The organism is Methyloceanibacter methanicus (assembly GCF_001723285.1).
GTDB lineage: Bacteria > Pseudomonadota > Alphaproteobacteria > Rhizobiales > Methyloligellaceae > Methyloceanibacter > Methyloceanibacter methanicus.
Window position 1 is genome coordinate 196,116 of sequence record NZ_LPWG01000014.1, and the last position, 25,674, is coordinate 221,789.

Below are 25,674 nucleotides of genomic sequence, written 5' to 3' on the forward strand. Positions count from 1 at the left end.
TCTCGTCCCAACCGGCGTTCAGTGAAGCCACGCGCGAAAACAATCCGCGCGGCCCAAGGGAACGCCCATGACCGACCAAAGACCAGACCTCGCCGATTTCCATCGACAGGTCCTCATGGAGGACATGATGGAAACAGTCGGCGTGGCCCATTTCGACGTCGTCGACCTAGACGGCGGCAAGTCCTACGTTCGCGCGCGCGTCAATTGCCACGCCTGCCGGAGCAAGGACGAGTGCCGCAAATGGCTCGCCGGCAACGCCGAAGGCGAACCGCAGTCCTTCTGCCCGAACGCGAACCTGTTTCAGGTGGTGAAGGGCTAGGACGGAAGGCTCGGAGCGACGCGCCGAAGCGTCAAACGCACCGTCTGCCTCGCGCCGGCGCGCGGTCTTCTAGCGCGCGGTCCTTCCAATTCTCCGAAAACTTTCGTCCCGCGGAAACCACGCGGTGATGTCGCACCGCTAGGACTCCTCGCGGGCAGACGAATCTCGCAGAGCGCACAAGCATGCATCTCGATTTGGTAACGATGTCGGCCGCCGATATAGCGGTGGCGCGGTCTTGGCTGGGATGTTGATCCTGACCTGGGGTCGCGACGGCTGGTCGCTGGAGACAGCGCCGTGCTTCGTCGGATCCTGGGGCATCGCGATCATCGTCTTCAGTGCCGGAGGCGCCGCGATGCTCGCCTCGGCGCTGATGGGAAGCGCCGGCGGGATCGTGCTCGGCGCCAGTCTCGTCGTTCTGGCAAGCGCATTGAGCTGGGACGCCGCGCGCCGCTTCGCGGGACGGGCTTCGTCACGGATCGGGATTGTGCTCGGTCCGGCCGGTTTTCTCCTCCTCGTCTACACGGGACTGGCATCGTCGCTGGACGAGCGCTTCGTCGCCGCTTGCTCGCTCCTCGCCGCTTATGGCGTTGCCACGGGACTGGAGCTCAGGCGGATGCCGGATGCCTCCCAGTCCTGGCCTGCCATCGCTCTGCTGTTCCTCGGCAGCGGGTCCTATCTCCTTTGGATCCCGGTTGCCGTCGCCTCGCCGCTGGGAACCGTCACCGCCGCACTGAACAACGATTGGCTCCCCTTTGTGGTGCTCGCCGCGACGTTGCTGCGCGTCGCCCTGGCGTTCGTGGTCCTATCCATGGCGAAGGAGCGCGACGAGGAGCAGCAGCGGCGCTATGCGCTCACGGACAGTCTCACCGGATTGCCGAATCGAAGGGCCTTGTTCGAAGTGGCGGATTCGGTAGTGCAACGCCGAGTTCATGGCGGCGGGACCCCGGTCTCGCTTTTGATTATCGATCTCGATTGCTTCAAGGAAACGAACGATACGTTCGGACATACGGTCGGAGACGAGGTCCTACGCCTCTTCGCCAAGATCGCGACCCGGACCTCAAGGTGACCAATGTCGTTGGCCGTCTGGGCGGCGAGGAGTTCGCGGCCATCCTCCCGGGTGTCGATGCCGAAATGGCCGTCGAAGAGGCCGAAGCTCTGCGCGAGGCGTTCGCGAAGGAGGCGGAATTCGTGAACGGCCTTCCGGTTGGCGCGACTCTGAGCATCGGTGTCGCCGCCGACAACCAAGTCGACCCCGGCCTGACCAGCCTGTTTCGTCGGGCCGACGCGGCGCTCTACGCCGCCAAGAGTGCGGGACGGAACCGCGTGGTCTTCATCGGCGCGGACGACTGCACGGCGTTGCCTGCGCTGCCGGGCACGGTCCGCACCTCTCCCACGCGTGTGGACGATGAGCCAGTCTATCTGATGCAGTGCAAACAGGTCCCGTCCATGTGACGCGCACACGGGGCGAGCCGGACGCGGGTCGGTCACGATAGGGCCGCCGACGAGATGTACCTTCCATTTCCGCAAGGCTAGAATGGTGGTGCTGGACGCCGCGGGCAAAGCGTGCCGCCAGATCGTGTTGGGAGGAGACCGTGTCCGCAGAGGCACCGGAGAGTGAGGCCAAGGAGATCGAGCTCAAGCTCGTCTTCGACCCCGAGCAGGCCGCGGCCTTGTGTGCGCATCCTCTCTTCGAGGCGGGCAGCGACACCGCTGTGGGTCCGCGCGTCCTCGAAAGGAAGGAGCGCGCGCTCATCTCCATCTATTACGACACGCCGGACGATGTTTTGCGCAAAGCGGGCGTATTCCTGCGCGTGCGCAACACCGGCGCGGGCTTTGTCCAGACGATCAAGACCGCGCGCGCCGAGAGCGAGTTTCTGGAGCGGCGCGAGTGGGAATGCAAACTGCCGTCGGATGCCTTCGATCTATCCAGGGCGGAAGGGACCGCGCTCGCACCACTTCTAAGCGATGCGGTACGGGCGGCGCTCGGGCCACGGTTCGAAACCCGGTTCGCGCGGCAAACTTACCTCATCGACGACGACGGGACCTTGGTCGAGGTCGCCGTCGATCAAGGCGACATCGTCGCGGGGGACAAGAGCACCCGGGTCTGCGAGCTCGAGCTGGAGCTCAAATCCGGGAAAAGCGCCGCGTTGTTTTCGCTGGCGAAGCGTTTGGCCGAAACCGTGCCGTTGACCCTGAGCGTGAAGACCAAGGCGGAGCGCGGGTTCGATCTGCTCGACGGCGGCGAGCCCGAGTTCGAAAAGGCCCTGCCTGTTGAAATCGCGCCGGACGAGACCTGTGCGGACGCTTTCCGCATCGCCGCGCGCAACTGCCTGCGCCAGGTGCTGGTGAACCTGCCGGGTACGCGCGCCGGCCGTGCCGAGTCGCTGCATCAGATGCGCGTCGGCTCCGGCGCTTGCGGGCGGCGGTCACGCTCTTTGGTGACGTGGTCGACGGTCCCCACCGGGCGCAAGTCGCCACGGAGTTGAAATGGATCGCCGGTCAGCTCGGACCCGCCCGCGATCTCGACGTGTTCATCTCGGACATCGTCGAGCCCCATCGCGCGGACTATCCGGACGATCCGGGCTGGAAGGCCGTCGAGGGACGCGTTCGCGCGCCCGGGAGGAGGCGTACAAGGCCGCCGTTGCGGCGACGGGCTCGGCGCGCTTCCGCCTCGCGTTGCTGGACGTCGGCGCCTGGATCGAGTTCGGCGATTGGACGGAGGACGGCAATCGCCTGGCCCGGGCGCCTGTCGAGGGCTACGCGTCGGCGAAACTTTCGCAACTGCGCCGCAGTGTCGTGAAGAACGGGAAGGACCTCCATAAGCTCAGCGTGCCCAAACGCCACCGGCTGCGCATTCTTGCAAAGCGTATGCGCTACGGAAGCGAGTTTTTCGGCGCGACGTTTCCGGGAAAGCGGAGCGCCAAGCGGTGCCAGAAATCGCTCGCGGCGCTCGAGGAGCTTCAGGATTCGCTTGGCATGCTGAACGATATCGCCAACCGGCAGACCCTTTTCGATCTCGGCGAGGACGGTCCCGACCCGGCGACGCTGCCCATGCCGAAGGTCGGCCCGACCGAAGAGAAGTCGCTGATGAAGACGGCGAGGAACGCCTATGCGCGCTTCGCCAAAGTCGGACCGTTTTGGAGGGCGTAGCCGCCGTTATTCCGCCGGTGGCGGGGTGGTCGCGTTGTGGTTCTTCACGTCCCCGCGCATGCGCCGCGCGTGGTCTTCCAGTCGCCGTCCGGCAGCGTTGAACGCATCCCGCACGGCGACATAGACGTCCTCATGCGCGTGGTCGAGCGGCTTGGCCCGGTCCACGACCAGGTCCTTGCCGGGAACGCTGAGGTCGATGTGAACGCTATAGAGCTTGCCCTTGTGTTGGTGCCTGTGCGGCGCTTCGACGACAACGCTGCAACCGATGATGCGGTTGTAGAGTCGGCCGAGTTTGGCCGCTTTCTCACGGATTCGAGTCTCGACTGCAGGGGACGGATCCATGTTGCGGAAGCTGATATCCAAGGGAAAGTCCATAAAGTGCCTCCTAACTGCGTCTCAATTTCGCAAACAGCGTCCGTTATTCTGCGCCAAAATGTGGAGAAAAGGCGAGTGCCTTCTTTGCGTTGCGTCAAGGCGCCCCGGCGGGCCATAAGAGAGCCTGAAGGACGGACGAGACAGGTTCTGGGAGGCGTTTCATGAAACCGACAAGAGTACTGCTTCCCATCAACGCAAAAGGGACGACTTCGGCCTGTGCGGACGTGGCTTTCGGCCTCGCCCGGCGCTTCGAAGCCGAACTCGAAGTTCTGCATCCCTGTCCTCCGCCCTCCCAGCGGTTGCCTTACGCGACGGAGCTCAGCCCGATTTATTTCGAGGCCTATCTGGACGTCTCTCGAAAACAGGTCGCGTACGAGGAAAAAGAGGCCATCGCCTGGTTCGAGAAGGCCTCGGCCAATTGGGGCGAGGTGGAGTCGCAATTGCTCACCGTCGAGGCCTGGTCGGGCCCGCCGTGGCCCAACGGGCCAAGACCGCGGATTGCGTGCTGCCGACCGTCACCGCGGCGGACGACGAGATGTTCGACGAAGGCGCGGGATGCCGCGCTGTTCTCATCGGGCCGGCCGGTGCTGTTCGTTCCCGACGAGGCGAGCGGTCATGTCGGGGAGACCGTCGTCATTGCCTGGAAGGACTCGGTCGAGTCGGCGCGCGCGGTCGCGGCCGCTGGCCCGTTTCTCGATGGCGCGCGGCGCGTCCGTCTGATCAGTCTCATCGAGGAAGGCGAACCCGAGGACGAGACGGCCGTGGCGATGGCCAACTATCTGACCGCGGCCTGCCTTCCGGTCGAGTTGAAATCCGTCGAGCTCGGCGACCGGGAGGTCGGCGATGCGATTCTCGAGGAAGCCGGTTCCGGTGTGCTGCTCGTCATGGGCGGCTACGGCCGCTGGCGCTGGCACGAATGGATCTTCGGCGGCGCCACGGACCACGTCCTCCGGCACACCGACGTGGCCGTCCTGATGAGCCACTAGCCTGATGAGCCACTTGGGCGCATCCAGCCGCCCACCGGGCACGAAAAAGGGCGCGCGCGCCCTTCGGCATCGCGCACCCCAAGTCTTCTTAAGATCAAGTCTTCTTAAGACCGAGAAGGGGAGGGCCGTCTACTGGCCGTCCTCGCCCATGCCCATGGCGTCCTTGGTCATGTCCTTGCCCATGTCCACTGCGGCGTCGGAACCTTCCTTCGCCATGCCGGCCGCGCCTTCGACCAGCGCTTCGATATGCCGCCGGCCGCGTCGCCCATGCCCGTGGCGTCCTTGGTCATTTCCTTGCCCATGTCGACGGCGCCACGGCCTGCCTCCTTGGCCATGTCGGCGGCGCCTTCGACGGCACTCTCGGCAGCGCTCGTCGCGCCTTCGACGGCCTCTTCCGTCACGTCTCCAGCCGCGTCCGTGGCCTCGCCGGCGGCTTTGCCGGCGTCATCGGCTGCATCGTCGCCGAGGCCCAGGGCACCCTTGATGCTGTCGAACCAGCTCTCCTCGGCGTGCGCCGTGCCGAGCCCCAACCCGATCGTCAAAGCCAGCACGATGCAGGCGTTCTTGGCAATATTCATTTGTTTTCGTCTCCCTGTTGTGAGGTCCCGTTGTGCCATTAGGGCTGACAATCCCGTTCAGTCGCACCTGTAGGGTGTGTGTGTGCCCGATGGCATCACACACCCCGGTTGCGCTTTGCAAGGTGAATCGGCGCGCTAGTTGCCGCCGACCACGCCTTCGACGGCACCCTTGGTCACCTTTGCGGCACCACCGACGATATCGGCGCGCCTCCAACCACGTTCTTGCCGGCCTTGACCGCGCCTTCGCCAACGCCCTTGGCAACGCCGACCGTGCCTTTCACGGCGCTCTTACCCATGTCGCCGGCACCCTTGACCGGAGCCGAGGGGATTTCCGCGGCGCCCTTGGCCATGCCGCCGACACCCTCGACGGCGCTCTTGCCCGCATCCACGGCGCCTTCGCCGGCACCCTTGGCCGCGCCGACCGTGCCTTGCGCCGCGCCGTCGGTTATTTCCTCAGCGCCTTCCTTCACGTCGCCGGCCTGTGCGGCGGTAACGCCCAAGACGAGCATCAGGGTCGCCGCCGCGCTGGTGATTTTCATACGAGTCATTGGTTTTCGCTCCTGTTGTGGCAGGCCATCAGGGGCCAGTTCTGCCGTCTGGTTCCACCCGGCTCCATAGGGGAACCGGAGACGCTCTTTCCGCCGGGGCCGCTTGCGACGTCAACGCGTCACACTGTGTTCCGGCGGAATTGTCGCGGGACCTACGCCGAGAAAACGGCGAAATGGCGCTTGGGTTCCGAGCGCCTGGCGTACGCCGCAAAAAAAGGGAGCGGGTCCTGGACCCGCTCCCATCATGTCTTGGGGCTCAGGGGTGCCGTACGGCTAGTTCATGTCCTTGACGGTAGCGGCGTCGGCCTTGACCTCGCCCTTCGCACAAGCCGCGCTGAACTCGTCGGCATCGATCATGGCGTCCTTGTTGCTGTCGACCATCGTGAAGTTCAGCACATAGTCGGTGGCCTTGTCCTTCGAGAGCGTTTCTCCGTCCGGGGAAGCCATGCTCCAGGCCCGCTTGCAGGCGTCTGCATCCATCTTGTCGTCGGCATGGGCAGCGGCGAGGCCAAGTCCGAAGGTCAGAGCAATCGCCGAGCACGTCAGTTTCACGAGCGTCATTGGTCGTACTCCTCTCTAGATAGGCTCAGGACCTCACAGGCCCTGCGGCCCGGTTGAAAATTCTGCATTGTTATCGTTGTCGTGGCGTCATAGGCGCCTCGACCACCCGGACGATGGCGTCGGATTCATTAAGAGACGTTAACGGCCCGGTTCGCCTTGCGCGTGGACAACGATTGGCCTTTGCGAGAGTTCCCTGAAATTCCGGGAAATTCGGAATCGCCCCAAGGGAAGCCTTGAGGGAACTGCAAGGACGCCGCTGGGACGCCGGGGTAGGTCTGAAGCGCCACCGAACCGGACAAACCGCGCCTCCGACATCGTTTTTCCCGGTCTTTGCCGGGATAATTCGGTAATGCTATTACCACGATTGGCATTGCTATTTGGCGACTTCGGGCGTGGACTGCGTTTGGCCTAACCGTGGAATCCCAATGCCTTACGCAATGCGCCCGCGGTAGAGCGCGATGTCCGGCATATGTTTGCATAGACGTGGCCGATGAGTGCAGGCGTGCCCGATGACAAGCGACCCAGGTTCATTGCCTGCCTGCAAGGTCCGTTCGCTTTGGAGACGTTCTGAGAGTGCTGCAGAAGCTCTGGTACGATCAGCCCGTTCGCACGCAACTCATTGTTGTCGTGGCGACAATCAATCTTATTGCGGCCCTGATCGCGGGCGCCGTGGCGATTTACAACACCCGTACGGCGACTAAGGTTGAAATGGATGCTTCGCTCGAAGTGGCCGAGCGTTTCGTCGACGTGACGCTCAGGGACCTTGCCGCGCAAGGCAAACTCGACACTCTCGACGATGAGTTGCCGCCGTTGTTGCGGCACTTGCGCCACGTCCGGATCATGTTCATGAGCAATTCTGGCCAGTTGGCGATCATTTCGCCCAAAGGGGAGGCCGGCGGGGTCAACCCATCGCACGCCCCCGAATGGTTCGTGTCGCTCGTCCATCCCGAGGTGGCACAGCGGAAGGTACGGCTGCTGCCCGACGGGTCGCATCCCGTCATCATTCTCGGGGAACCGTCGGACGAAATCACCGAGGCCTGGCAGGACTTCCTGTCGCTCGCCGTGATCTGGATCGCAATCAACACGATCGTGCTCGTGGTGCTCTATATTGTCCTCGGGCGTATCCTCAATCCGATAGCGAGCTTGTCCAGAGGCATGCATCAGCTCGAAGGTGGCGAGTACGGAGCCCGGGTTCCGGGTTCGAAGGTCAAGGAACTGGCCGTCATCACGGATCGGTTCAACACGCTCGCGAGTGCGCTCGACGTGACCCGAAAAGAGAACGAGGATCTTTACCGCCAGCTCATCAACGTTCAGGAAGCCGAGCGCCGCGAGATCGCCAACGAGCTTCACGACGAGGCGGGGCCTTGCCTTTTTGGCATCGCCGCGAATGCCTCGTCGATCCAGACCACGGCCGGCCAGTTGTCGGGCGAGCGTGCCGCGAGAATTGCCAACCGCGCCGGTGAAATTCTGTCGATCGCCGAGCGCCTGAAAGCCATGAATCGGGCGCTTCTGAAGAAGCTGCGCCCGGGTCCGCTCGGCCAGGTCAAACTGGCCGATCTCATCGTCGAGCTCACCGCAGGCCTCCAGGGCCGGCACCCCGATACGCAGGTTCACACAACCGTGCGGTCAATCGAGAAGTCCTACGGGGAGCCGGTCGACCTTGCGGTCTACCGCTGTATCCAGGAAGCGATCACCAATGCGATTCGCCACGGTCACGCGGAGAACGTCTACGTGGACCTCGACCAGCGGCACCGGGCAAATGGACGTGGTGGCGACCATAAGGAAGTTTGGCTGACGGTCTCGGACGACGGAAAAGGTATGCCAAAGGTCTCCAAGGGCTTCGGGCTCACAACCATGACGGAGCGCGTGCGGTCGGTCGGCGGTGAGTGCACCATCGAGAGCGTACCGTTCAAGGGCACGACCGTCAGGGTCGAAATTCCAATCAAGCAGACAAGAAAACAAACGACCGCGCGCGCGCAGGCGCCTCAATCGGTCAGGGAGCTAACATGACTAGAGTGCTTGTCATCGACGATCATCCGATCGTTCTGCAAGGAACCCAGCAATTGCTGGAGGATGTCGGCGTGAAACACGTTCATCAGGCGCAGAGCCTGGCGGACGGCTTTCGCGCCTACCGCACCCAGAAGCCGGACGCAATCATCGTCGATCTTGCCATGCATAGCGGCTCGCTCGGAGGCTTGTCCTTCATCCGGCGATTGCGGTTGCACGATCAGAACACGCCGATCTTGGTCTTCACCATGCACTCCGATCCCGTGATCGTTTCGCGTGCCCTCGAAGTCGGGGCCACGGGCTACGTCCTCAAGGACACGCCGCCCGAGGAGGTGCAGACCGCGTTTCAGCGCGTGCGTGAGAATCGTCCCTATCTCAGCCACGACCTCGCCTCGGAGGTCGCCTTCATGGAGGCGCGCGGCACGACGAATCCTCTGCGCCGCATGACCGTCCGCGAGTTGCAGACGCTCGCGCTTGTCGCGGAAGGCAAGCCCTACGGCGTCATCGCCGAGCATTTGCATGTGAGCTACAAGACCGTGGCGAACACCTGTACGCAGCTGAAAGCAAAACTCGGCGTGCGGACGCTGCCCGAGCTGATGCGCATCGCCATTCAGCATCTTCCGGCGGCTAACGGAAAGATGCAGCGCTAAGCACGTCCTACGTCTCCCATTCCGCCATGTGCGTCTTCGCACCGTGCCGATGAGTCGTATGCCAATGTTCGTTCCAGCAAACGGCAGACGCGCGGAATAGTGTGTCATCTCCCGCAGACTGATTTGCAAAGTTGCAGGTGCAAATTGGCAACCTGTGCGCTGCAATCTTCCAATCACTATGGCGAAAGTGGTCCCGGCATTCTGCGCTAACTTGGAAGTCGCGAATGCGCGAGATGACATGAGAGATATCGTGAATGGGTAGCCGGCCAAGCGCCGCTCCGCCCGTTTCGATCCTCCCAAGTCCTTCAAGCCGGCATTCCGAATTTGGGGCCGGGGAAGGCACGACGATTGCTTGAATGACATCCAGTTCACGCAAGTGTTTCTCGGGCTATCGAATGCTTGGTCTCTTCGAGAAGAGTCTCTTCGAGACGAATTCTCTTCGAGCCGAGTAGCTAGGGAGAGGAGAAAGACATGAAATTCAAGTTTGGTGTCCTGACCGGCACGATCGTCGCGGTGACGATGGGCCTTGCAGGTCAGGCGTCGGCTATGAATACCGACGAAGAGCAACTGAAGCGCATGGCCGATCCCGATCAGTGGCCCGCCCCTGGTCGTGATTTTTCGCTGACGCGTCACAGCGCTCTTTCGGACATCAACACCGACAATATCAACAAGCTGCAGATGGCCTGGATGCAGGGCTCCAATGCCCTTCGCGGTCACGAAGGCCAGCCGCTCGTGATCAAGGACGTGGGCGGCAAGACCATGCTGTTCATGATTTCGGGTTGTCCGTCCATGGCCAACTGTAACGTGGTTCAGGGTCTGGATCTGACGGACTCCGACAATCCGAAGCAGGTTTGGTCCTATGTGAAGAAGACCGATCGTGACGAGTCGGCCGTGCCGCGCGCTTGCTGCGACACCGTCAACCGCGGCGGCTCCTATGCCGACGGCAAGTTCGTGTTCGGCACGCTCGATGGCTTCCTCATTGCCCTCGATGCTCAGACCGGCAAGGAAGTCTGGGTCGTGAAATGGGCCTATCCCGAGAAGGGCGAGACCATCACGCCGGCGCCCTTGATCGCCGACAACAAGGTGTTCATCGGCTTCGGCGGCAGTGAGTTCGCCGCGCGCGGCCGTGTCGGCGCCTTCAATCTGTCGGACGGTTCCGAGGCTTGGGTGTGCCATACGACGGGTTCCGACAAGGACGTGTGCCTGACGCCGGACACCAACAAGGCCAATCCGCATTACGGTCAGGCTGGCGAGGATCTTGGTATCAAGACCTTCCCCGGCGAGGACTGGAAGATCGGCGGCGGCACGGCGTGGGGCTGGTACTCCTACGATCCGGACACGAAACTGGTTTACTATTCGACCGCCAATCCCGGTCTGTGGAGCCCGCAATATCGTTGCCCGGGCAAGACCCACGAAGAGTGCAACACCGGCGCGTTCGACAACAAGTGGACGCTTAGCATGTTCGCTCGGAAGATCGAGACCGGTGAGGCCGTCTGGGTGTACCAGATCACGCCTTTCGATCAGTGGGACTATGACGGCATCAACGAGAACATCATCACCGAGATGGAAGTCGACGGTAAGAAGCGGAAGGTGCTCTCCCACTTCGACCGCAACGGCTTCGCTTATGTGTGGGATGCCGCCGACGGCACGCTTCTCCGCGCCACGAAATACGTGACCGTGGATTGGGCCGAGAAGATCGACCTGAAGACCGGCCGTCCGATCAAGGTACGTGACCACTCGCCGCTCGAAGTTGGCCGCAACGTCTCTGCCTGCCCGTCCGCGATGGGTGGTAAGGACCAGCAGCCCGCGTCCGTCGATCCGAAGGAGCCGAACCTCTTCTATGTGCCGACAAACAACTGGTGCATGGAACTGGAACCCCAGGAGCGCACGCACACGAACCAGGGCACGGTCTATGTGTTCGCGAACGTGTACATGTATCCTGAGAAACCCGGCACCACCGGCAAGATCAAGAAGTACGACGTCCTGACGGGTAAGACGGTCTGGGAGATTCCGGATCCGTTTCCGAACTGGAGCGGCACGATGGTCACCGACGGTGGTCTGATGTTCTACGGTTCGCTTGGCGGCGACTTCCGCGCGGTCGATCGGAGTTCCGGCAAGATCCTGTGGAGCCGCAAGCTGGGGTCGGGCATCATCGGCAACCCGATCACCTGGAAGACCGGCGGCAAGCAGTATGTCGGCGTGTACTCCGGCATCGGCGGGTGGATCGGTCTTCCGGTCACCGCTGGTCTGGACCTGAACGACAAGTTCGGCGCCATCGGTGCCACGGCCATGACCAAGGCCGCCGGCCTGCAGCATGTCCCGCAGGGCGGTACACTGAACGTCTTCCGCGTCTACGACTGACGCTGACAGGCTCTTGAAACGAATGGCGCTCGATGCCCACGCGGCATCGGGCGCTTCTTCGTTTCGGGACGGCCTCAGAATGAGAGGGGAGGGCCGCGCCCGGGCGCCTGCGCCCAGCCCGTGCCGCGGATCGGCTCTTCTGAAGATCGGCTCTTGCCGAAGATCCTGGGCGCCCTGAGGCCAAGATGGTCGTCGGAGAACGGCGCGGGGCATGCTTGGGTGCACCGGTCTTGCGGGTCCCGGATCGCGGGCCGGCGCCGAAATCGCTGCCTCCGTGCCTCGCCGCCGGGCTGTGGTGCAGCGCAACAAATGAAAAACCCATTTGGCAGATTTCGTTGCCAAGGCCACATTTCACTTGCAATGGCATTACATTTGGCAATTATGGGGATGTTGCTCGGCAATGAGTGAGAAGCGAAGTTCCACAGTTAAGAACGGATACAACGTGACTTACAAAGCGTCGGGCTCAATTTCCTCGTGAGGTGTCAACGCGTCTTGTGTTCATCGGAGAACCCGCAGCCAGGAGCGGGCGCGAGGCGGTTTTTTGCTTCTGCGTTTTTCTGGCAGCCTCCAATTTCCACAAACACGATGACAGCTTGGAATTTTGCCTAAGGGCTCGGAGACCTTGAGCGCCGCTCAAGGCTGCGGGAACCGAGGCACACAGAATTACTCAGAGTTCGTTTTGGTGAACTGAGTAGCTAGGGAGAGGAGAAAGATATGAAACTCAAGTATGGTGTCCTGACTGGCACCATCGTCGCGGTGACGATGGGTCTTGCTGGCCAGGCGTCGGCTATGAATACCGACGAGGAGCAGCTGAAGCGTATGGCTGATCCCGACCAGTGGCCTGCCCCTGGTCGTGACTTTGCTTTGACGCGTCACAGCACGCTCTCTGACATTACGACCGACAATGTGAACAAGCTGCAGATGTCTTGGGCCCAGGGCACGAACGCCCTTCGCGGTCACGAGGGTCAGCCGCTTGTGATCAAGGACGTCGGCGGCAAGACCATGCTGTTCATGGTTTCGGGTTGCCCGTCCATGGCCAACTGTAACGTGGTTCAGGCTCTCGATCTTTCGGATCCTGACAATCCGAAGCAGGTCTGGTCGTATGTGAAGAAGACCGACCGTGACGAGTCGGCTGTGCCGCGCGCTTGTTGCGACACCGTCAACCGTGGCGGCTCCTATGCCGATGGCAAGTTCGTGTATGGCACGCTCGACGGGTTCGTGATTGCCCTCGATGGCCAGACCGGCAAGGAAGTCTGGGTCGTCAAGTACGCTTACCCTGAGAAGGGTGAAACCATTACCCCCGCTCCGTTGATCGCCGACAACAAGGTGTTCATGGGCTTTGGTGGTGATGAGTTCGCCGCTCGTGGCCGCGTTGCCGCCTTCAATCTGTCGGACGGTTCCGAGGCTTGGGTTTGCCACAGCACGGGTTCCGACAAGGACGTGTGCCTGACGCCTGAGACCAACAAGGCCAACCCCCAATTCGGTCAGGCTGGTGAGGATCTTGGTATCAAGACCTTCCCCGGTGAGGACTACAAGATTGGTGGTGGTGCTGCTTGGGGTTGGTATTCCTATGACCCCGAGCTGAAGCTGGTCTACTACTCGACCGGTAACCCCGGCCTGTGGAGCCCTTCTTATCGTTGCCCCGATAAGACCCATGAGGAGTGCAACACTGGTGAGTTCGACAACAAGTGGTCGATGACGATCTTCGCTCGCAAGATCGAAAACGGCGACGCTGTCTGGGCTTATCAGATGACTCCGTTCGACCAGTGGGACTATGACGGCATCAACGAGAACTTCCTTACCGACATGGATATCGACGGTAAGAAGGTGAAGGCCCTCACTCACTTTGACCGTAACGGCTTTGCCTATGTCATGGACCGTACCGACGGCACGCTTCTCCGCGCCACGAAGTACGTCACCACGGACTGGGCCGAGAAGGTCGACATGAAGACCGGCCGTCCGATCAAGGTTCGTGACCACTCGCCGCTCGAAGTTGGCCGCAACGTCTCTGCCTGCCCGTCTGCTATGGGTGGCAAGGACCAGCAGCCTGGTTCGGTCGATCCGAAGGAGCCGAACCTCTTCTACATGCCCACCAACAACTGGTGCATGGAGCTGGAGCCTCAGGAGCGCACGCACACGAACCAGGGCACGGTCTACGTGTTCGCGAACGTGTACATGTATCCTGAGAAGCCCGGCACCACCGGCAAGATCAAGAAGTACGACGTCCTGAGCGGCAAGACCGTTTGGGAGATCCCGGATCCGTATCCGAACTGGGGTGGTACGATGGTCACCGACGGTGGTCTGATGTTCTACGGCTCGCTTGGTGGCGACTTCCGCGCGGTCGACCGGAGTTCCGGTAAGGTCCTGTGGAGCCGCAAGCTGGGTTCGGGCATCATCGGCAACCCGGTCACGTACAAGGTCGGTGGCAAGCAGTACGTTGGTGTCTATTCGGGCATCGGCGGCTGGATTGGCCTCCCGGTCACCGCTGGTCTGGACCTGAACGACAAGTTCGGCGCCATCGGTGCTACCGCCATGACCAAGGCCGCTGGCCTGCAGCATATCCCGCAGGGCGGTACGCTGAACGTCTTCCGCATTTACGAGTAAGTCTCTCGTAAACGTGTAGATTAATGGCGCCCGATGCCCTTGTGGCATCGGGCGCCTCTTCCTTATATATCTCGGGACGATATGGACCCCCACGGCGGGTACGCCTGGCGGGAAAACCTCCCGCAGACCGGCCCGCCTTACCAGTTGAGGCGATTGCCCGTGTTAATCCGTTTTTCCACCATCACCGCGACGATTGCCGTCGCAGCGCTCTCTATCGGCATTGTTTCCGCCCATGCCGACGACAAGACCCCGATCCGGCGCGATCTGAACAAGACCTACGAGGAGCTTACGCCGAGCGAGCACATCGCGATTCGTGCCGCCGCAAAGGCCGCCTACAAGGGTAAGAAGCTCAAGACCCTCAATATCTGCGCCGACCCCGGCAACATGCCGCTCTCGAACATTCAAAGAGAGGCTTCCAGAACAAGATTGCCAAATTGCTGGCCGACGCGACCGGCGCCGAGATCAAATATCATTGGCAGCCCTTCATCGAACGCGGTCTCACCCGCTCGACCTTCGACGAGCGCCTTTGCGACGTGATGTTCGACATTCCGAGGACCTATGAGCGGCTCCTCACGACCGAGCCGATCTACAAGACCCCGTACGTCTTGGTGTACCGGAACGACGAAGGGTTGAAGCTGTCGGGCCTGGACGATCCCAAGCTGAAGGATCTGACCATCGGCGTGTTCCAGACATCGGGCGTGCGCCTGGCGCTCACGAAGCGCGGCATCATCGACAACGTGAAGCTGCAGCTTCAGACCCATGACGGCGATCTCGTTCCGGAGAATCAGCCTTGGTATGTGATCCAGAAGATGCTGGACGGCGAGGTGGACGTCGCCTCGGTCTTCGGGCCGTTCGCGGGCTGGGTCAAGACGATGAAGAACGAGCCGATCGACATCGTGCCGATCAACCTGGACGACGATACGGTGCCGATGGAATTCGAAATGTCCCTCGGCGTGCGGAAGACCGACGTCTTCCTCAAATACCTGCTCGAATGGGCCATGGACGACCACGCCGAGGAAATTGCGGCGATCCTGAACGAATTTGGCGTCCCGCTGGTCCAGTGCAGCAAGTGCTATGTCCCGGGCGATCTGCCGGCCCATGGCAGCTACATCAAGCTCGCGGATCAGAAGTTCGAAGCGCGCCCGGATCTGGCGTCTCCCGATCAGGTGGTGACCCAGGAGAAGCTTGAAGGCTGGCTCGAAGAGGGCGCCGACCCGAATCAGGAATTGAGCAATGCCCTGCTGTCCGGAGACAAGGATCGGATCAAGTTCCTGGTCTCCAAGGGTGCCGACGTCAACAAGCCCGATCTCCAGGGCTGGACGCCCCTGACGGCCGCGGCCCGCCAGCGCCGGAACGAGACGATCGATCTTCTGGTGGAACTGGGCGCCGATCCCAGCAAGGCCGACGGCAACGGGTTGACCCCGTTGGCGGCCGCGCTGATGCGCGATCACGTACCCTCGATCACGGCGCTGATCGAGCATGGTGCGAACGTGGAGGAGCCTGGCCAGGAGGATTACCGGCCACTCGCTCTGGCCCTTGCGGAAAAGAAGTATGAATCCGCGAAGGCGCTGATGGCCGGCAACGCCGATGTCAGCGTGCCCTCTGGCAGCCAGGGTCTGACCCCGCTCATGATCGTGGCGGCCCAAACGGGCCCGGCGGAAGGGTCGATCTTCCTGCCCGGCAGCGCCCGGCCGACGGACATTGCCAAGGCCTTGGTGGACGCCGGCGCGGACGTGGATGCGCAGGCGGCGAACGGCATGACCGCGCTGATGATCGCGGCCGCGAACAACAGTGCGCCGATGATCGGCCTGCTGATGGATGCCGGCGCCGATCCGAGCCTGAAAAACGCGCAAGGCCAGACGGCGGAGGATGTCGCCAATCTCAACGACAACAAGGAAGCGTCTCAGGCCATCCGGGTCCTGTCCTTGTCGCGGGCGAGCGTTCCCAAACAGGCGGGCAGCAGCAGCAGCGGCGAGACCGCGAAGCAATGATGACCTGGGTTGCACAGGGACTGAATAAATGGGGGGCCGCGGCAATCGCCGTGGCCTTCTGTTTAGGTGCGGCCAGTCCAGGAACGGCGGCGGACTACCCGGACTTCGACGATGCCTCGGTGACCGCGCGGACCGAAGAGGTCATCAAGGAGCGTTCGCAGGATGGGGTGTTCGTCTTTCACGATCCCAAGCTCAACCAGGACCTCAACCTCGTCTACGAGAAGATGCGGGTCGTGCGCGGCATGAAGGGATATGGCTGGTTCGCCAACGCGATCTTCCACGACGAGGACGAGCCGAAGAAACAATACGCGATCGACTTCTGGTTCAAGCCCCAGCGCGACGGCGACAGCCTCGATCTGATCGATATCCGCGTCCAGAAGGGCCCCAAGCGCGATGGCGACGGTTACATCATGGTCACGCGTTTGCCCGTGGCTTGGTGGTGGTTGCCCGTGCAGGAGCATCCAGGCGACATGGAAGTCGTGCGGGCGTGGCATGTGATGAGCGCGATCCACAATTACATCGCCGAGAACAAGAACGAGGACGGGGCACTCGAGCTGACCGACGAGAAGACCGGAGAGACGATCCCGCTCGAGTTCGTCGAGATGCACCAGCCGGTCCGTTATCTGAAGAAGGACGGCCACTATTTCGCGTGCACCGATTTCCGGCGCGCGGGCAGCAAGGACGAGTACTACGACGTCGACTTTTGGGTGGACGAGAAGACCGGCCGGCTGACGGTCACCGACGCGAAGATCCACAAAGTGCCCGTGAAGGAAGACGGTGTTTGGATCCAGGTGCCGCGCTATACGTTCGAGGACATGGACTTCGAGATCACCCAGTAGGCAGCCTTCGCCCAAGGCCGGCAGGGCAGGGGCGTCCCCGGGGCGCAGCGGTTTGCCGCACATCGCTGCCTCTTGCGCTTCCCGTCATTTCGACTATGACGTTTGCAAAACGGCCAAAGTGCCCAAAAAAGCAAAGAACAAATTCCTATTGTTCCTAAGCTAGAGATGGCGCCCCGCCGAAAGGGGCGGCGGAGGACAACGCCATTACGACCGTGGCGAAGAAGCGAACGGGCCGCGCCGTAAGCGGCGCGGCTGGGCAGAACGGGGCCGTTGGGGCAAGGGCGTTTCGTCCCGCTCCGGGCAGCCTCTGGCATGCTCGAATGCCGCGTAAGCCCTCTGCCAGCAGGCGAATTTCCGACTTTTTTCTGACTCAATCGCCTTCGAAGCGTTAGTGTTGCTCGGCATGCCCTCAGGCGAAGGCATGGCACCTCAACGCCAGAGGAAGGTCGGACCGGACTTTGATTTCGATAGGCTCAACCAAAACTGAAACTAGGGTAAGGAAGACGTACCGTGCGCAAGATTATCACTGGAGTACTGACAGTTGCCTTCGTGGGCGCCATGAGCGCGTTCGCGTTGGGCGCCAAGGCGGAAGAGTGCTGTGCCAAGGACGACAAGACCCCGCCGCTGGAGCTCATTGAGAAGACCCCGATTGGCGGTCTGCACAACCCCTACAATGACGACGTGACGGGCATGGAAGAGGTCGGCCACAAGAAATACCTTTCCTACAGCTGCAATGGCTGCCATGGCGGCGGCGGCGGCGGCGGCATGTGCCCGCCCCTGACGAACGATACCTTCGTGTATGGCGCTGACGACGACACGCTGTTCCGCCTGATCGCGCTGGGCTCCGACGAGCTGCAGAAGGACGGTTACACGCGCGTCCGCAAAGAGATCGTGACGGGGCCGATGCCGCCGTTCGGCAACATCATCAAGACCTCCGACGAACTGTGGCGAGTCATCGCCTTCATCCGCGCCAAGAATCCGAGCTCCATGAAGGACGTGTCCAACCCGGCGCAGACGCCCGGTGGCGCCGCCGAGTAACAAGGCTCAAAACTCTTTCACCAAGACGAGATTGAAAGGCCGCCACTCCCTCGGGACGGCGGCCTTTCTGCATCCTGAAACCTTGGTAATGTTTTTGCCAACATCTGGAAGGCAGTTGGCGAAATCCATATACTCTGCGTCGGAATTCCGTGTCAGCACACGGGCAATTGTCCTGCCGCATTTGGCAGGTCAGATTGCCGAACGTGAGCGGGCGCGGAACAGGAGTCAGACGCGACGGAGCGCGCTTGAGAATGCTCCGCGCTGGATTGGGAACGCCAAGGAAAGTGATGCAACTGTTGCGCTCGAAATTTCCAGCCTTGATCGGTGTGTGTTTGCTCGCTGGCGTCGCCACGCCGGTGCCTGCTGCCGCGGAGGAGACGGCCGAGACGCCGTCCGCGGAGACACCGGCCCCGGACGCTCCGTCTTCGAGGGCCCCGGCGGCAAAGCCTGCCGCCGCGACCAAGAAGACCGCCGCCCCCGCCGCCGATAAGAAGTTGTTGCGGATCGTCTATCTCGGCAAGGAGTACGACGAGCCGCTCCCGCTCTCCTACGCGGAGAAGGAGATCACCGACAAAGGCATTCAAGGCGCGCGCCTCATGCTGAAAGAGGCCAATCAAGCCGGCAATTTCGTCGGCTATGCCTTTGAGATGGACGAGGTCATCGTGCCCGAGGACGGGGACGTCGTCGCCAAGGCCAAGGAGAGGCTGGCCGCGGGCGATCGCTTTTTTATCGCCGACCTGGAGCCCGACGATCTCTTGGCCGTGGCCGACCTGCCGGAGGCCAAGGACGCGCTCTTCATGAACATCCGCTCCAGTGCCACGAAGCTGCGTCAGGAGGAGTGCCGCCAGAACGTCTTCCACATCATTCCCGACTACGCGATGCGCGCGGACGCCATTGCCCAATATCTGATCTGGAAGAAGTGGCCCAAATGGTACGTCGTGCGCCGCGATACGCCGGAGGATCAGGATTACGTTGCGCAAGTGGAGCGCTCCGCCAAGCGGTTTGGCGGCAAGGTCGTGGAGGATCATCTGTACGATCTGCCGCCCGGCGCCCGGAACCTCGATTCCGGTCACCAGCAAATTCAACAGCAGATGGCGCAGGAGACCGAACGCGCGCCCGAGCATGACGTCGTTTGGGCGATCAACAGCGACGACGATTTCGGCGACTACCTGATGTATCGCACCACGTTGCCGCGACCCGTGGTCGGTACCCAAGGGCTTCAGGCGACCGCGTGGGACAAGTCCTATACGGAGTCCGGCGGCATGCATTTTCAGAACGCCATTCCGAAGCTTGCCAATCGCGCGCCGGTGGAACGCGACTACACGGCCTGGCTGGGTTTCCGGTCGCTGGCCGACGCGGCGATGAAGTCGGGCACGGTCGATCCCAAGGGCGTGAAGGACTACATGCTCTCCGATCAGTTCCGGCTCGAAGCGTTCAAGGGGCAGGCCCTGAGCTTCCGGCCATGGGATCACCAGATGCGGCAACCGGTCATCCTTGGCGGCGCACGCGCGTGCCTGTCACGACGTCGCCGCAGGAAGGCTTCCTGCACCCGACCAACATCACCGACACGCTCGGTTTCGATCAGCCCGAATCCAAGTGCAAGTTCTAAACGCGATCTCCGGCTAAGGGGATCCGGTGATGCGCGCGGCGTGTTCCCGCCGGCGCTATGGCGGCTGCCCATCTTGCAGCACTCGCGCCAAGGACCGAAGACCAAGTTCCTGAGCGGCGCTGCTCGCTTGGGAATGGCGGCCTTTCCGCGTCCTGCAACAGTGGCAACAAAGATTGCCACCACTTGGCATTGGTCGGACGAAGCCCCTGTACCATTTTGGGAACTGAGCCTTCGCTCTTGGCGGAACAATGCTCCAAGCGGGTGGACAATTGATCCGTCCGTGCGGTGCGCATTGTCGAGGGCGAGACGGCCCGAGACCGAAGGGCGCGAAAAGCCCTCTGACAACAACAACCAAACTTGGAAACGTTCGAGACATGAAACTGAGTTTACGTGTTTCCCCGCCGCCGCGTGCCCTCTGCTCTGGGATGGCGATCGCGGCCTTCCTTTTCTCATCGATAGCGATTGGATCTTTGCCGGCAGGCGCCGAAGACGCGGAGGCGCCGGCGGAAGCCAAGACGCCGCCGGAACCCAAGTCCAAGAGCGCTGCGCCGGCCGCGGCCATGCCGGGTGTCAAAGAGAAGAAGCTGATGCGCGTCTTCTACCTCGGCAAGAAATATGAAGAGCCGCTCCCGCTCTCCTATGCCGAAGCAGTCATCGAGGACAAAGGCATCCAAGGGGCCCGTCTTGCCGAGAAGGACGCCAACAAGGCCGGCTCCTTCCTCGGCAATACCTTCGAGCTGGAGGAGGGCGTCGTTCCCGAAGACGGCGATGTGGTGGCGAAGGCCAAGGAGGCGCTGGCAGCCGGTCAACGCTTCTTCCTCACCGACCTCGAGCCCGACGATCTGCTGGCCGTGGCCGATCTGCCCGAGGCCGAGGACGCCATCTTCATGAATATCCGCTCCAGCGCCACGAAGCTGCGCCAGGAGGAGTGCCGCCAGAACGTCTTCCATATCGCGCCCGACTATGCCCAGCGCGCGGACGCCATTGCCCAGTACATGATCTGGAAGAAATGGCCGCGCTGGTTCCTGATCCGGCGCGACACCGTGGAGGATCAGGACTATGCTGAGCAGGTGAAGCGGGCGGCGGGCCGGTTCGGCGGCAAGGTGGTCGAGGACCATCTCTACAACCTGCCCCCGGGTGCCCGGAACCTGGACTCGGGCCACCAGCAAATCCAGAAGCAAATGGCCGAGGAAACCCAACGTGCGCCCGAGCACGACGTCGTCTGGGTCGTCAACAGCGACGACGATTTCGGCGACTACCTGGCCTACCGCACCTATAGCCCGCGGCCCGTCGTCGGCACGCAAGGCCTGCAGGCGCTTGCCTGGGACCCGTCCTACACCGAATATGGCGCGATGCGGTTCCAGAACGCGCTTCCCAAGCTGGCGAACCGGAACCCCGTCGAGCGGGACTATCTGGCGTGGATCGCCTTCCGCTCCCTGTCAGACACCCTGAAGAACACCGGGAGCGTGGATCCGGAAGAAGTGAAAGCCTATATGCTCTCGGACGATTTCAAGCTCGCCGCCTACAAGGGGCAAGCCATGAACTTCCGGGACTGGGACCACCAGCTTCGCCAGCCTATTATCCTTGGTGGCGGTCCGCGTGTTCCCGTCTCGACGTCGCCGCAGGAGGGCTTCCTGCATCCAAAATACGTGACCGACACGCTTGGTTTTGATAAGCCTGAATCCAAATGCAAGTTCAAATAAGCATACGTAAAGGGACGCTCATGAAACGCACCAACCTTGCCATTACTTGCGCGACGACCCTGTTTTTGGGCGCCGCGGGTGTAGCCCATGCTGAGACGATCTTCGTCTCCAACGAGAAGGACAATACGATCACGGTCCTGGACGGCGACACGATGGAGGTGATTAAGACGATCGAGACGGCGCGGCGTCCGCGCGGCATCATTCTGGGCCCGGACTTCAAGGAATTGTTCGTGGCCGCCGGCGATGGCGACATCATCGATGTCATCGACACCAACACCCTGGAGATCACGCGGCAGCTCGAGAGCGGTCCCGATCCGGAGCTGATGGACGTCGACCCGGATGGCAAGATCATCTACATCGCCAACGAAGACGACAGCATGGTCACCATCATGGACGTCGCCAGCGGCGACGTGCTGGCCGAAGTGCCGGTGGGCGTCGAGCCCGAAGGCATGGCCGTGAGCCCGGACAACAAGTACACCGCGGCCACCTCCGAGAGCACGAGCATGGCGCATATCATCGAGAATGCGTCCCAGCAGCTCGTGGCCAATGTCCTGGTCGACTCCCGGCCGCGCGAGGCCAAGTGGACCAAGGACGGCAAGGAGCTGTGGGTCTCCTCGGAGGTCGGCGGTACGGTCGCCGTGATCGACCCGGAGACTTGGGAGATCACTAAGAAGATCACCTTCGAGGTCCCCGGCGTCCGCCCCGAGCAGCTTCAGCCGGTCGGCATGGACTTCGTGAAGGACGGCACGCTGATGATGGTGCCGCTTGGGCCGTCGAACCGCGTGGCGGTCATCGACACCGCCAAGAAGGAGGTCGTCGACTATATCCTGGTCGGACAGCGTCCCTGGCACGGTGAGCCGAGCGCCGACGGCAAGAGCTACTACGTCGCCAACGGCCTGACCAACGACATGACCATCATCGACCTCGACTCGCTGAAGGCAACGAAGTCCGTCCCCGTGGGACGTCTTCCCTGGGGCGTCGCCGTGATGCCCGGCAAGCCTGGCGCGTAGAGGCTTACGCCCAACAGATTAGAAACGCTGTGAGCGGCCGTCCCATCGCCTGGGGCGGCCGTTTTCTCATGGCGGCGTTTGCCACCATGCTGGCGCGACGCTGCGCAGGCACCGCAACGCTGGATGAGGGAAGGGGTGGTACCGCCCGTCTCGGCGGACCGATAAGGAGACCGCCGGCTCGGGGCCCTAGCGCCCGGCGCGCTAGGTGCCCTGGAAGCTCGTTTCCGCTGGGTTCTTGACTTCCTTCAGGTGAAGGATCGCCTCTTTCACGTACGGGTCGAGCCCGTCTCCGCCTTGATCGATATAGGCGAAGATCGCCTCGCGCATGCGCGGGTCCCAGAACTTCTTGATATGACTAGCAATTCCCGGAACGATTTCGTCCTTCTTCTGATACTGGAAGAACTTACCGATCTGGTTCGCCATGTAGACGAGATTTTCGGGCTTCATGAACGCAAGGCTTTCCGTTGTGCGTGGCGAGGCGCGGACGACTACTCCGCTGCCACCAAAGGTTCGGCGATACGGCGTGCCGCCTTCGACAGCTCCTCATACTCTTCCTGCCACTCGGACGGCCCGTTGCTCGGCGCGACCTGAACGGCCGTGACCTTGTATTCGGGGCAGTTCGTAGCCCAGTCGGAGTACTCGGTCGTCACCACGTTCACCTGCGTCGTCGGATGGTGGAACGTGGTGTAGACCACGCCCGGCGCCACACGCTCGGTGATCAGCGCCCGCAAGCTCGTCTCGCCGGCCCGGCTCGTGATCTTCACGAAGTCGCCGTCGCGGACACCGCGGGTCTCGGCGTCGAAGGGATGGATCTCCAGCCGGTCCTCTTCGTGCCAGACCACGTTCTCGGTGCGCCGCGTCTGCGCGCCGACATTGTATTGGGACAGGATGCGGCCCGTGGTGAGAAGCAGCGGGAAGCGCGGGCCCGTCTTCTCGTCGGTCGCCACGTATTCGGTGACGACGAACTTGCCCTTGCCGCGCGTGAAGGTCTCGGTGTGCATGATCGGGGTGCCTTCCGGCGCCTCGTCGTTGCAGGGCCACTGCACCGAACCCAGCTCGTCGAGCTTCTCGTAGGAGACGCCCGTGAAGGTCGGGGTCAGGCGTGCGATCTCGTCCATGATCTGGGACGGATGATCGTAGTGCATGGGGTAGCCCAGCGCATTGGACAGCATCTGGGTGATCTCCCAGTCCTCGTAGCCGTTCATCGGCGCCATCACCTTACGCACGCGCTGGATACGGCGCTCCGCGTTGGTGAAGGTGCCGTTCTTCTCGAGGAAGGTCGAACCCGGCAGGAACACGTGAGCGTAGTTGGCGGTCTCGACCAGGAACAGATCCTGCACCACCACGCATTCCATCGCGGCAAGCCCCGCGGCCATGTGCTGGGTGTTGGGATCGGACTGCAGGATGTCCTCGCCCTGAATGTAGATGCCCTTGAACGACCCATCCAGCGCGGCATCGATCATGTTGGGAATGCGCAGGCCCGGCTCGTTGAGGAGCGGACGGCCCCAAAGCGACTCGAACAGCTCCAGCGTCGCGGTTTCGGACACGTGCCGGTAACCGGGCAGTTCGTGCGGGAAGGAGCCCATGTCGCAGGAGCCCTGCACATTGTTCTGACCGCGCAAGGGATTCACGCCCACGCCCTTGCGGCCGATATTGCCGGTCGCCATGGCGAGGTTGGCGATGGCCATGACCGTGGTCGAGCCTTGGCTGTGCTCGGTGACGCCGAGGCCGTAATAGATGGCCGCGTTGCCGCCCGTCGCGTAGAGCCGCGCGGCCTTGCGGATAAGGTCTGCGGGAACGCCCGACAGTTTCTCGACTTCTTCTGGCGCGTGACGCGGGTCGGCGACGAAGCGGGCCCAGTCCTCGAACTCGTCCCACTCGCAGCGCTCGCGGACGAATTGCTCGTTCACCAGGCCCTCGGTGACGATGACATGTGCCAGCGAGGTGAGCACGGCGACGTTCGTGCCGGGCCTCAAGGGCAGATGGTAATTGGCCTTCACGTTCGGCGACTCGACCAGGTCGATCCTGCGGGGATCGACGACGATCAGCTTCGCGCCCTCGCGCAGGCGCTTCTTCATGCGCGAGGCGAAGACCGGATGGCCGTCGGTCGGGTTCGCCCCGATCACCAGGATCACGTCGGTGTCCTCGACGGAGTCGAAGTCCTGGGTGCCGGCGCTCTCGCCGTAGGTGGTCTTCAGGCCGTATCCCGTCGGCGAGTGGCATACGCGGGCGCAGGTATCGACATTGTTGTTGCCGAACCCGGCGCGGATCAGCTTCTGCACCAGGAAGGTCTCTTCATTGGTGCAGCGGGACGAGGTGATGCCGCCGATCGAGCTCTGGCCGTATTTGGCCTGGATGCGCTTGAACTCCGACACGGTGTGCTGGATGGCTTCTTCCCAGGAGACCTCCCGCCACGGATCGGTGATCTTCTCGCGGATCATCGGTTTGGTGATGCGGTCCTTGTGGTGCGCGTAGCCATAGGCGAAGCGGCCCTTCACGCAGGAATGGCCGCGATTGGCCTTGCCTTCCTTTTGCGGGATCATGCGCACCAGCTCATCGCCGCGCATCTCGGCCCGGAAGGAGCAGCCCACGCCGCAATAGGCACAGGTCGTCACGGTGGCCGTGTCGGGCGTGCCGATCTCGATCACCGATTTCTCGTTCAGCGTCGCCGTCGGGCAGGCCTGGACACAGGCGCCGCAGGACACGCATTCGGAGTCCAGGAAGCTCTCTTCCATCGAAGGCGACACCACCGACCCGAAGCCGCGATTGGCGATCGTCAGGGCGAAGGTGCCTTGCACCTCCTCGCAGGCGCGCACGCAGCGCGAGCACACGATGCACTTGGCGGGTTCGTAGGTGAAATAGGGGTTCGAGGCGTCGATGCCCGGATTCGGGTGCTTCTTACCGTCATAACCGTAGCGCACGTCGCGCAGGCCCACGGCGCCCGCCATGTCCTGCAATTCGCAATCGCCATTGGCCGAGCAGGTGAGGCAGTCCAGCGGATGCTCGGAGATATAGAGCTCCATCACGCCTTTGCGGAGCCGCTTCAAGCGGTCCGTCTGCGTCTTGACCACCATGCCCTCGCCGACCGGCGTGGTGCAGGAGGCCGGCGTTCCGTTGCGGCCCTCGATCTCGATGAGGCAGAGCCGGCAGGAGCCGAACGAGTCCAGCATGTCCGTGGCGCAGAGTTTGGGGATCTGCGTGCCGAGCTCCATCGCCGCGCGCATGATGGAGGTTCCCTCCGGAACGGTTACTTCGGTTCCGTCGATGGTCAGGGTGACAAGCTTCTCTGACTTCGATTGGGGGGTTCCGTAGTCGATTTCCGGGTTCAAAGGCATCGGATATTCC

Annotated in this window: 22 protein-coding genes and 1 pseudogene; 17 read left to right on the forward strand and 6 right to left on the reverse strand. The window is 62.4% G+C overall.

Going from position 1 to position 25,674, the window contains the following annotated elements; translation table 11 throughout:
• Positions 1 to 67: 67 nt before the first annotated feature.
• From AUC68_RS14665 to AUC68_RS17970, 5 genes and pseudogenes are all read left to right on the forward strand, one after another.
• The gene (locus AUC68_RS14665) at positions 68 to 319 is read left to right on the forward strand and encodes a DUF6455 family protein (protein WP_141701307.1); all 252 of its coding nucleotides are present in this window, start codon (positions 68 to 70) and stop codon (positions 317 to 319) included.
• Positions 320 to 563: 244 nt separating this feature from the next.
• Positions 564 to 1,385 carry a GGDEF domain-containing protein gene (locus AUC68_RS18230; RefSeq protein ID WP_069438335.1) on the forward strand — a complete coding sequence of 274 codons (822 nt, stop codon included), beginning with the start codon at positions 564 to 566 and terminating at the stop codon, positions 1,383 to 1,385.
• A complete protein-coding gene (locus AUC68_RS18235) occupies positions 1,382 to 1,771 on the forward strand; it encodes a GGDEF domain-containing protein (protein ID WP_069438336.1) in 390 nt (129 codons plus the stop codon). Before AUC68_RS18230 ends, AUC68_RS18235 begins: the two co-directional genes overlap by 4 nt.
• A gap of 140 nt (positions 1,772 to 1,911) precedes the next feature.
• On the forward strand, positions 1,912 to 2,805 hold the full coding sequence (locus AUC68_RS14680) for a CYTH domain-containing protein (protein WP_069438337.1): 894 nt from the start codon (positions 1,912 to 1,914) through the stop codon (positions 2,803 to 2,805).
• A pseudogene (locus AUC68_RS17970) lies at positions 2,763 to 3,469 on the forward strand (CHAD domain-containing protein). Before AUC68_RS14680 ends, AUC68_RS17970 begins: the two are co-directional and overlap by 43 nt.
• 6 nt (positions 3,470 to 3,475) lie before the next feature.
• Here the strand turns inward: AUC68_RS17970 and AUC68_RS14690 are convergent.
• Positions 3,476 to 3,844, reverse strand: a complete 369-nt coding sequence (locus AUC68_RS14690; protein ID WP_069438339.1) for an HPF/RaiA family ribosome-associated protein — start codon at positions 3,842 to 3,844, stop codon at positions 3,476 to 3,478.
• Positions 3,845 to 4,005: 161 nt separating this feature from the next.
• Here AUC68_RS14690 and AUC68_RS14695 point away from each other — a divergent pair, with 161 nt between their 5' ends.
• A complete protein-coding gene (locus AUC68_RS14695; RefSeq protein ID WP_141701309.1) occupies positions 4,006 to 4,830 on the forward strand; it encodes a universal stress protein in 825 nt (274 codons plus the stop codon).
• A 167-nt stretch (positions 4,831 to 4,997) separates the two neighbouring features.
• Here AUC68_RS14695 and AUC68_RS14700 read toward each other — a convergent pair whose 3' ends face one another.
• The 3 genes from AUC68_RS14700 to AUC68_RS14710 form a co-directional block, all read right to left on the reverse strand.
• Entirely contained in the window at positions 4,998 to 5,408 is a 411-nt protein-coding gene (locus AUC68_RS14700; RefSeq protein WP_069438341.1) for a hypothetical protein, read from the reverse strand.
• Between the two features lie 173 nt (positions 5,409 to 5,581).
• The gene (locus AUC68_RS14705; protein WP_141701310.1) at positions 5,582 to 5,956 is read right to left on the reverse strand and encodes a hypothetical protein; all 375 of its coding nucleotides are present in this window, start codon (positions 5,954 to 5,956) and stop codon (positions 5,582 to 5,584) included.
• 273 nt (positions 5,957 to 6,229) lie between these two features.
• A complete protein-coding gene (locus AUC68_RS14710) occupies positions 6,230 to 6,517 on the reverse strand; it encodes a hypothetical protein (RefSeq protein ID WP_069438343.1) in 288 nt (95 codons plus the stop codon).
• Positions 6,518 to 7,090: 573 nt separating this feature from the next.
• On the opposite strand from AUC68_RS14710, the gene AUC68_RS14715 reads away from it, so the two are divergent.
• The 11 genes from AUC68_RS14715 to AUC68_RS14760 all read left to right on the forward strand — a co-directional run bounded on the left by AUC68_RS14715 (position 7,091) and on the right by AUC68_RS14760 (position 22,329).
• Entirely contained in the window at positions 7,091 to 8,527 is a 1,437-nt protein-coding gene (locus tag AUC68_RS14715) for an ATP-binding protein (RefSeq protein ID WP_069438344.1), read from the forward strand.
• Entirely contained in the window at positions 8,524 to 9,174 is a 651-nt protein-coding gene (locus tag AUC68_RS14720; protein ID WP_069438345.1) for a response regulator transcription factor, read from the forward strand. Before AUC68_RS14715 ends, AUC68_RS14720 begins: the two co-directional genes overlap by 4 nt.
• Positions 9,175 to 9,645: 471 nt before the next feature.
• Complete coding sequence (locus AUC68_RS14725) at positions 9,646 to 11,535, forward strand: PQQ-dependent dehydrogenase, methanol/ethanol family (RefSeq protein WP_069438346.1); 1,890 nt, start codon at positions 9,646 to 9,648, stop codon at positions 11,533 to 11,535.
• Positions 11,536 to 12,249: 714 nt separating this feature from the next.
• The gene (locus tag AUC68_RS14730) at positions 12,250 to 14,139 is read left to right on the forward strand and encodes a PQQ-dependent dehydrogenase, methanol/ethanol family (RefSeq protein WP_069438347.1); all 1,890 of its coding nucleotides are present in this window, start codon (positions 12,250 to 12,252) and stop codon (positions 14,137 to 14,139) included.
• An 81-nt stretch (positions 14,140 to 14,220) separates the two neighbouring features.
• Positions 14,221 to 14,676, forward strand: a complete 456-nt coding sequence (locus AUC68_RS16595; protein ID WP_141701311.1) for a hypothetical protein — start codon at positions 14,221 to 14,223, stop codon at positions 14,674 to 14,676.
• On the forward strand, positions 14,574 to 16,130 hold the full coding sequence (locus AUC68_RS14735) for an ankyrin repeat domain-containing protein (RefSeq protein ID WP_069438348.1): 1,557 nt from the start codon (positions 14,574 to 14,576) through the stop codon (positions 16,128 to 16,130). Before AUC68_RS16595 ends, AUC68_RS14735 begins: the two co-directional genes overlap by 103 nt.
• The gene (locus tag AUC68_RS14740) at positions 16,127 to 16,969 is read left to right on the forward strand and encodes a hypothetical protein (protein ID WP_141701312.1); all 843 of its coding nucleotides are present in this window, start codon (positions 16,127 to 16,129) and stop codon (positions 16,967 to 16,969) included. Before AUC68_RS14735 ends, AUC68_RS14740 begins: the two co-directional genes overlap by 4 nt.
• 510 nt (positions 16,970 to 17,479) lie before the next feature.
• Positions 17,480 to 18,007, forward strand: coding sequence for a c-type cytochrome (locus AUC68_RS14745; protein ID WP_244500552.1), 528 nt, complete (start codon positions 17,480 to 17,482; stop codon positions 18,005 to 18,007).
• 287 nt (positions 18,008 to 18,294) lie between these two features.
• A complete protein-coding gene (locus AUC68_RS14750; RefSeq protein WP_069438350.1) occupies positions 18,295 to 20,235 on the forward strand; it encodes an ABC transporter substrate-binding protein in 1,941 nt (646 codons plus the stop codon).
• Positions 20,204 to 21,319 carry an ABC transporter substrate-binding protein gene (locus AUC68_RS14755; RefSeq protein ID WP_158008330.1) on the forward strand — a complete coding sequence of 372 codons (1,116 nt, stop codon included), beginning with the start codon at positions 20,204 to 20,206 and terminating at the stop codon, positions 21,317 to 21,319. Before AUC68_RS14750 ends, AUC68_RS14755 begins: the two co-directional genes overlap by 32 nt.
• Positions 21,320 to 21,339: 20 nt before the next feature.
• Positions 21,340 to 22,329, forward strand: coding sequence for a PQQ-dependent catabolism-associated beta-propeller protein (locus AUC68_RS14760; RefSeq protein ID WP_069438351.1), 990 nt, complete (start codon positions 21,340 to 21,342; stop codon positions 22,327 to 22,329).
• 201 nt (positions 22,330 to 22,530) lie between these two features.
• Here the strand turns inward: AUC68_RS14760 and AUC68_RS14765 are convergent, their stop codons facing one another.
• Positions 22,531 to 22,776 (reverse strand): formate dehydrogenase subunit delta, encoded by a 246-nt coding sequence (locus AUC68_RS14765; protein WP_069438352.1) that lies wholly within the window; start codon positions 22,774 to 22,776, stop codon positions 22,531 to 22,533.
• 41 nt (positions 22,777 to 22,817) lie between these two features.
• Complete coding sequence (gene fdhF / locus AUC68_RS14770) at positions 22,818 to 25,664, reverse strand: formate dehydrogenase subunit alpha (RefSeq protein ID WP_069438353.1); 2,847 nt, start codon at positions 25,662 to 25,664, stop codon at positions 22,818 to 22,820.
• Positions 25,665 to 25,674: the final 10 nt, after the last annotated feature.

Excerpts from the sequence above, each read along its gene's own strand:
- AUC68_RS14665 (WP_141701307.1), top strand. The coding sequence starts at position 68 with ATGACCGACCAAAGACCAGACCTCGCCGATTTCCATCGACAGGTCCTC.
- AUC68_RS18230 (WP_069438335.1), top strand. The coding sequence starts at position 564 with ATGTTGATCCTGACCTGGGGTCGCGACGGCTGGTCGCTGGAGACAGCG.
- AUC68_RS14690 (WP_069438339.1), bottom strand. The coding sequence starts at position 3,844 with ATGGACTTTCCCTTGGATATCAGCTTCCGCAACATGGATCCGTCCCCT.
- AUC68_RS14695 (WP_141701309.1), top strand. The coding sequence starts at position 4,006 with ATGAAACCGACAAGAGTACTGCTTCCCATCAACGCAAAAGGGACGACT.
- AUC68_RS14700 (WP_069438341.1), bottom strand. The coding sequence starts at position 5,408 with ATGAATATTGCCAAGAACGCCTGCATCGTGCTGGCTTTGACGATCGGG.
- AUC68_RS14705 (WP_141701310.1), bottom strand. The coding sequence starts at position 5,956 with ATGACTCGTATGAAAATCACCAGCGCGGCGGCGACCCTGATGCTCGTC.
- AUC68_RS14710 (WP_069438343.1), bottom strand. The coding sequence starts at position 6,517 with ATGACGCTCGTGAAACTGACGTGCTCGGCGATTGCTCTGACCTTCGGA.
- AUC68_RS14720 (WP_069438345.1), top strand. The coding sequence starts at position 8,524 with ATGACTAGAGTGCTTGTCATCGACGATCATCCGATCGTTCTGCAAGGA.
- AUC68_RS14725 (WP_069438346.1), top strand. The coding sequence starts at position 9,646 with ATGAAATTCAAGTTTGGTGTCCTGACCGGCACGATCGTCGCGGTGACG.
- AUC68_RS14730 (WP_069438347.1), top strand. The coding sequence starts at position 12,250 with ATGAAACTCAAGTATGGTGTCCTGACTGGCACCATCGTCGCGGTGACG.
- AUC68_RS16595 (WP_141701311.1), top strand. The coding sequence starts at position 14,221 with ATGGACCCCCACGGCGGGTACGCCTGGCGGGAAAACCTCCCGCAGACC.
- AUC68_RS14740 (WP_141701312.1), top strand. The coding sequence starts at position 16,127 with ATGATGACCTGGGTTGCACAGGGACTGAATAAATGGGGGGCCGCGGCA.
- AUC68_RS14750 (WP_069438350.1), top strand. The coding sequence starts at position 18,295 with ATGCAACTGTTGCGCTCGAAATTTCCAGCCTTGATCGGTGTGTGTTTG.
- AUC68_RS14755 (WP_158008330.1), top strand. The coding sequence starts at position 20,204 with ATGCGCGTCTTCTACCTCGGCAAGAAATATGAAGAGCCGCTCCCGCTC.
- AUC68_RS14760 (WP_069438351.1), top strand. The coding sequence starts at position 21,340 with ATGAAACGCACCAACCTTGCCATTACTTGCGCGACGACCCTGTTTTTG.
- AUC68_RS14765 (WP_069438352.1), bottom strand. The coding sequence starts at position 22,776 with ATGAAGCCCGAAAATCTCGTCTACATGGCGAACCAGATCGGTAAGTTC.
- fdhF (WP_069438353.1), bottom strand. The coding sequence starts at position 25,664 with ATGCCTTTGAACCCGGAAATCGACTACGGAACCCCCCAATCGAAGTCA.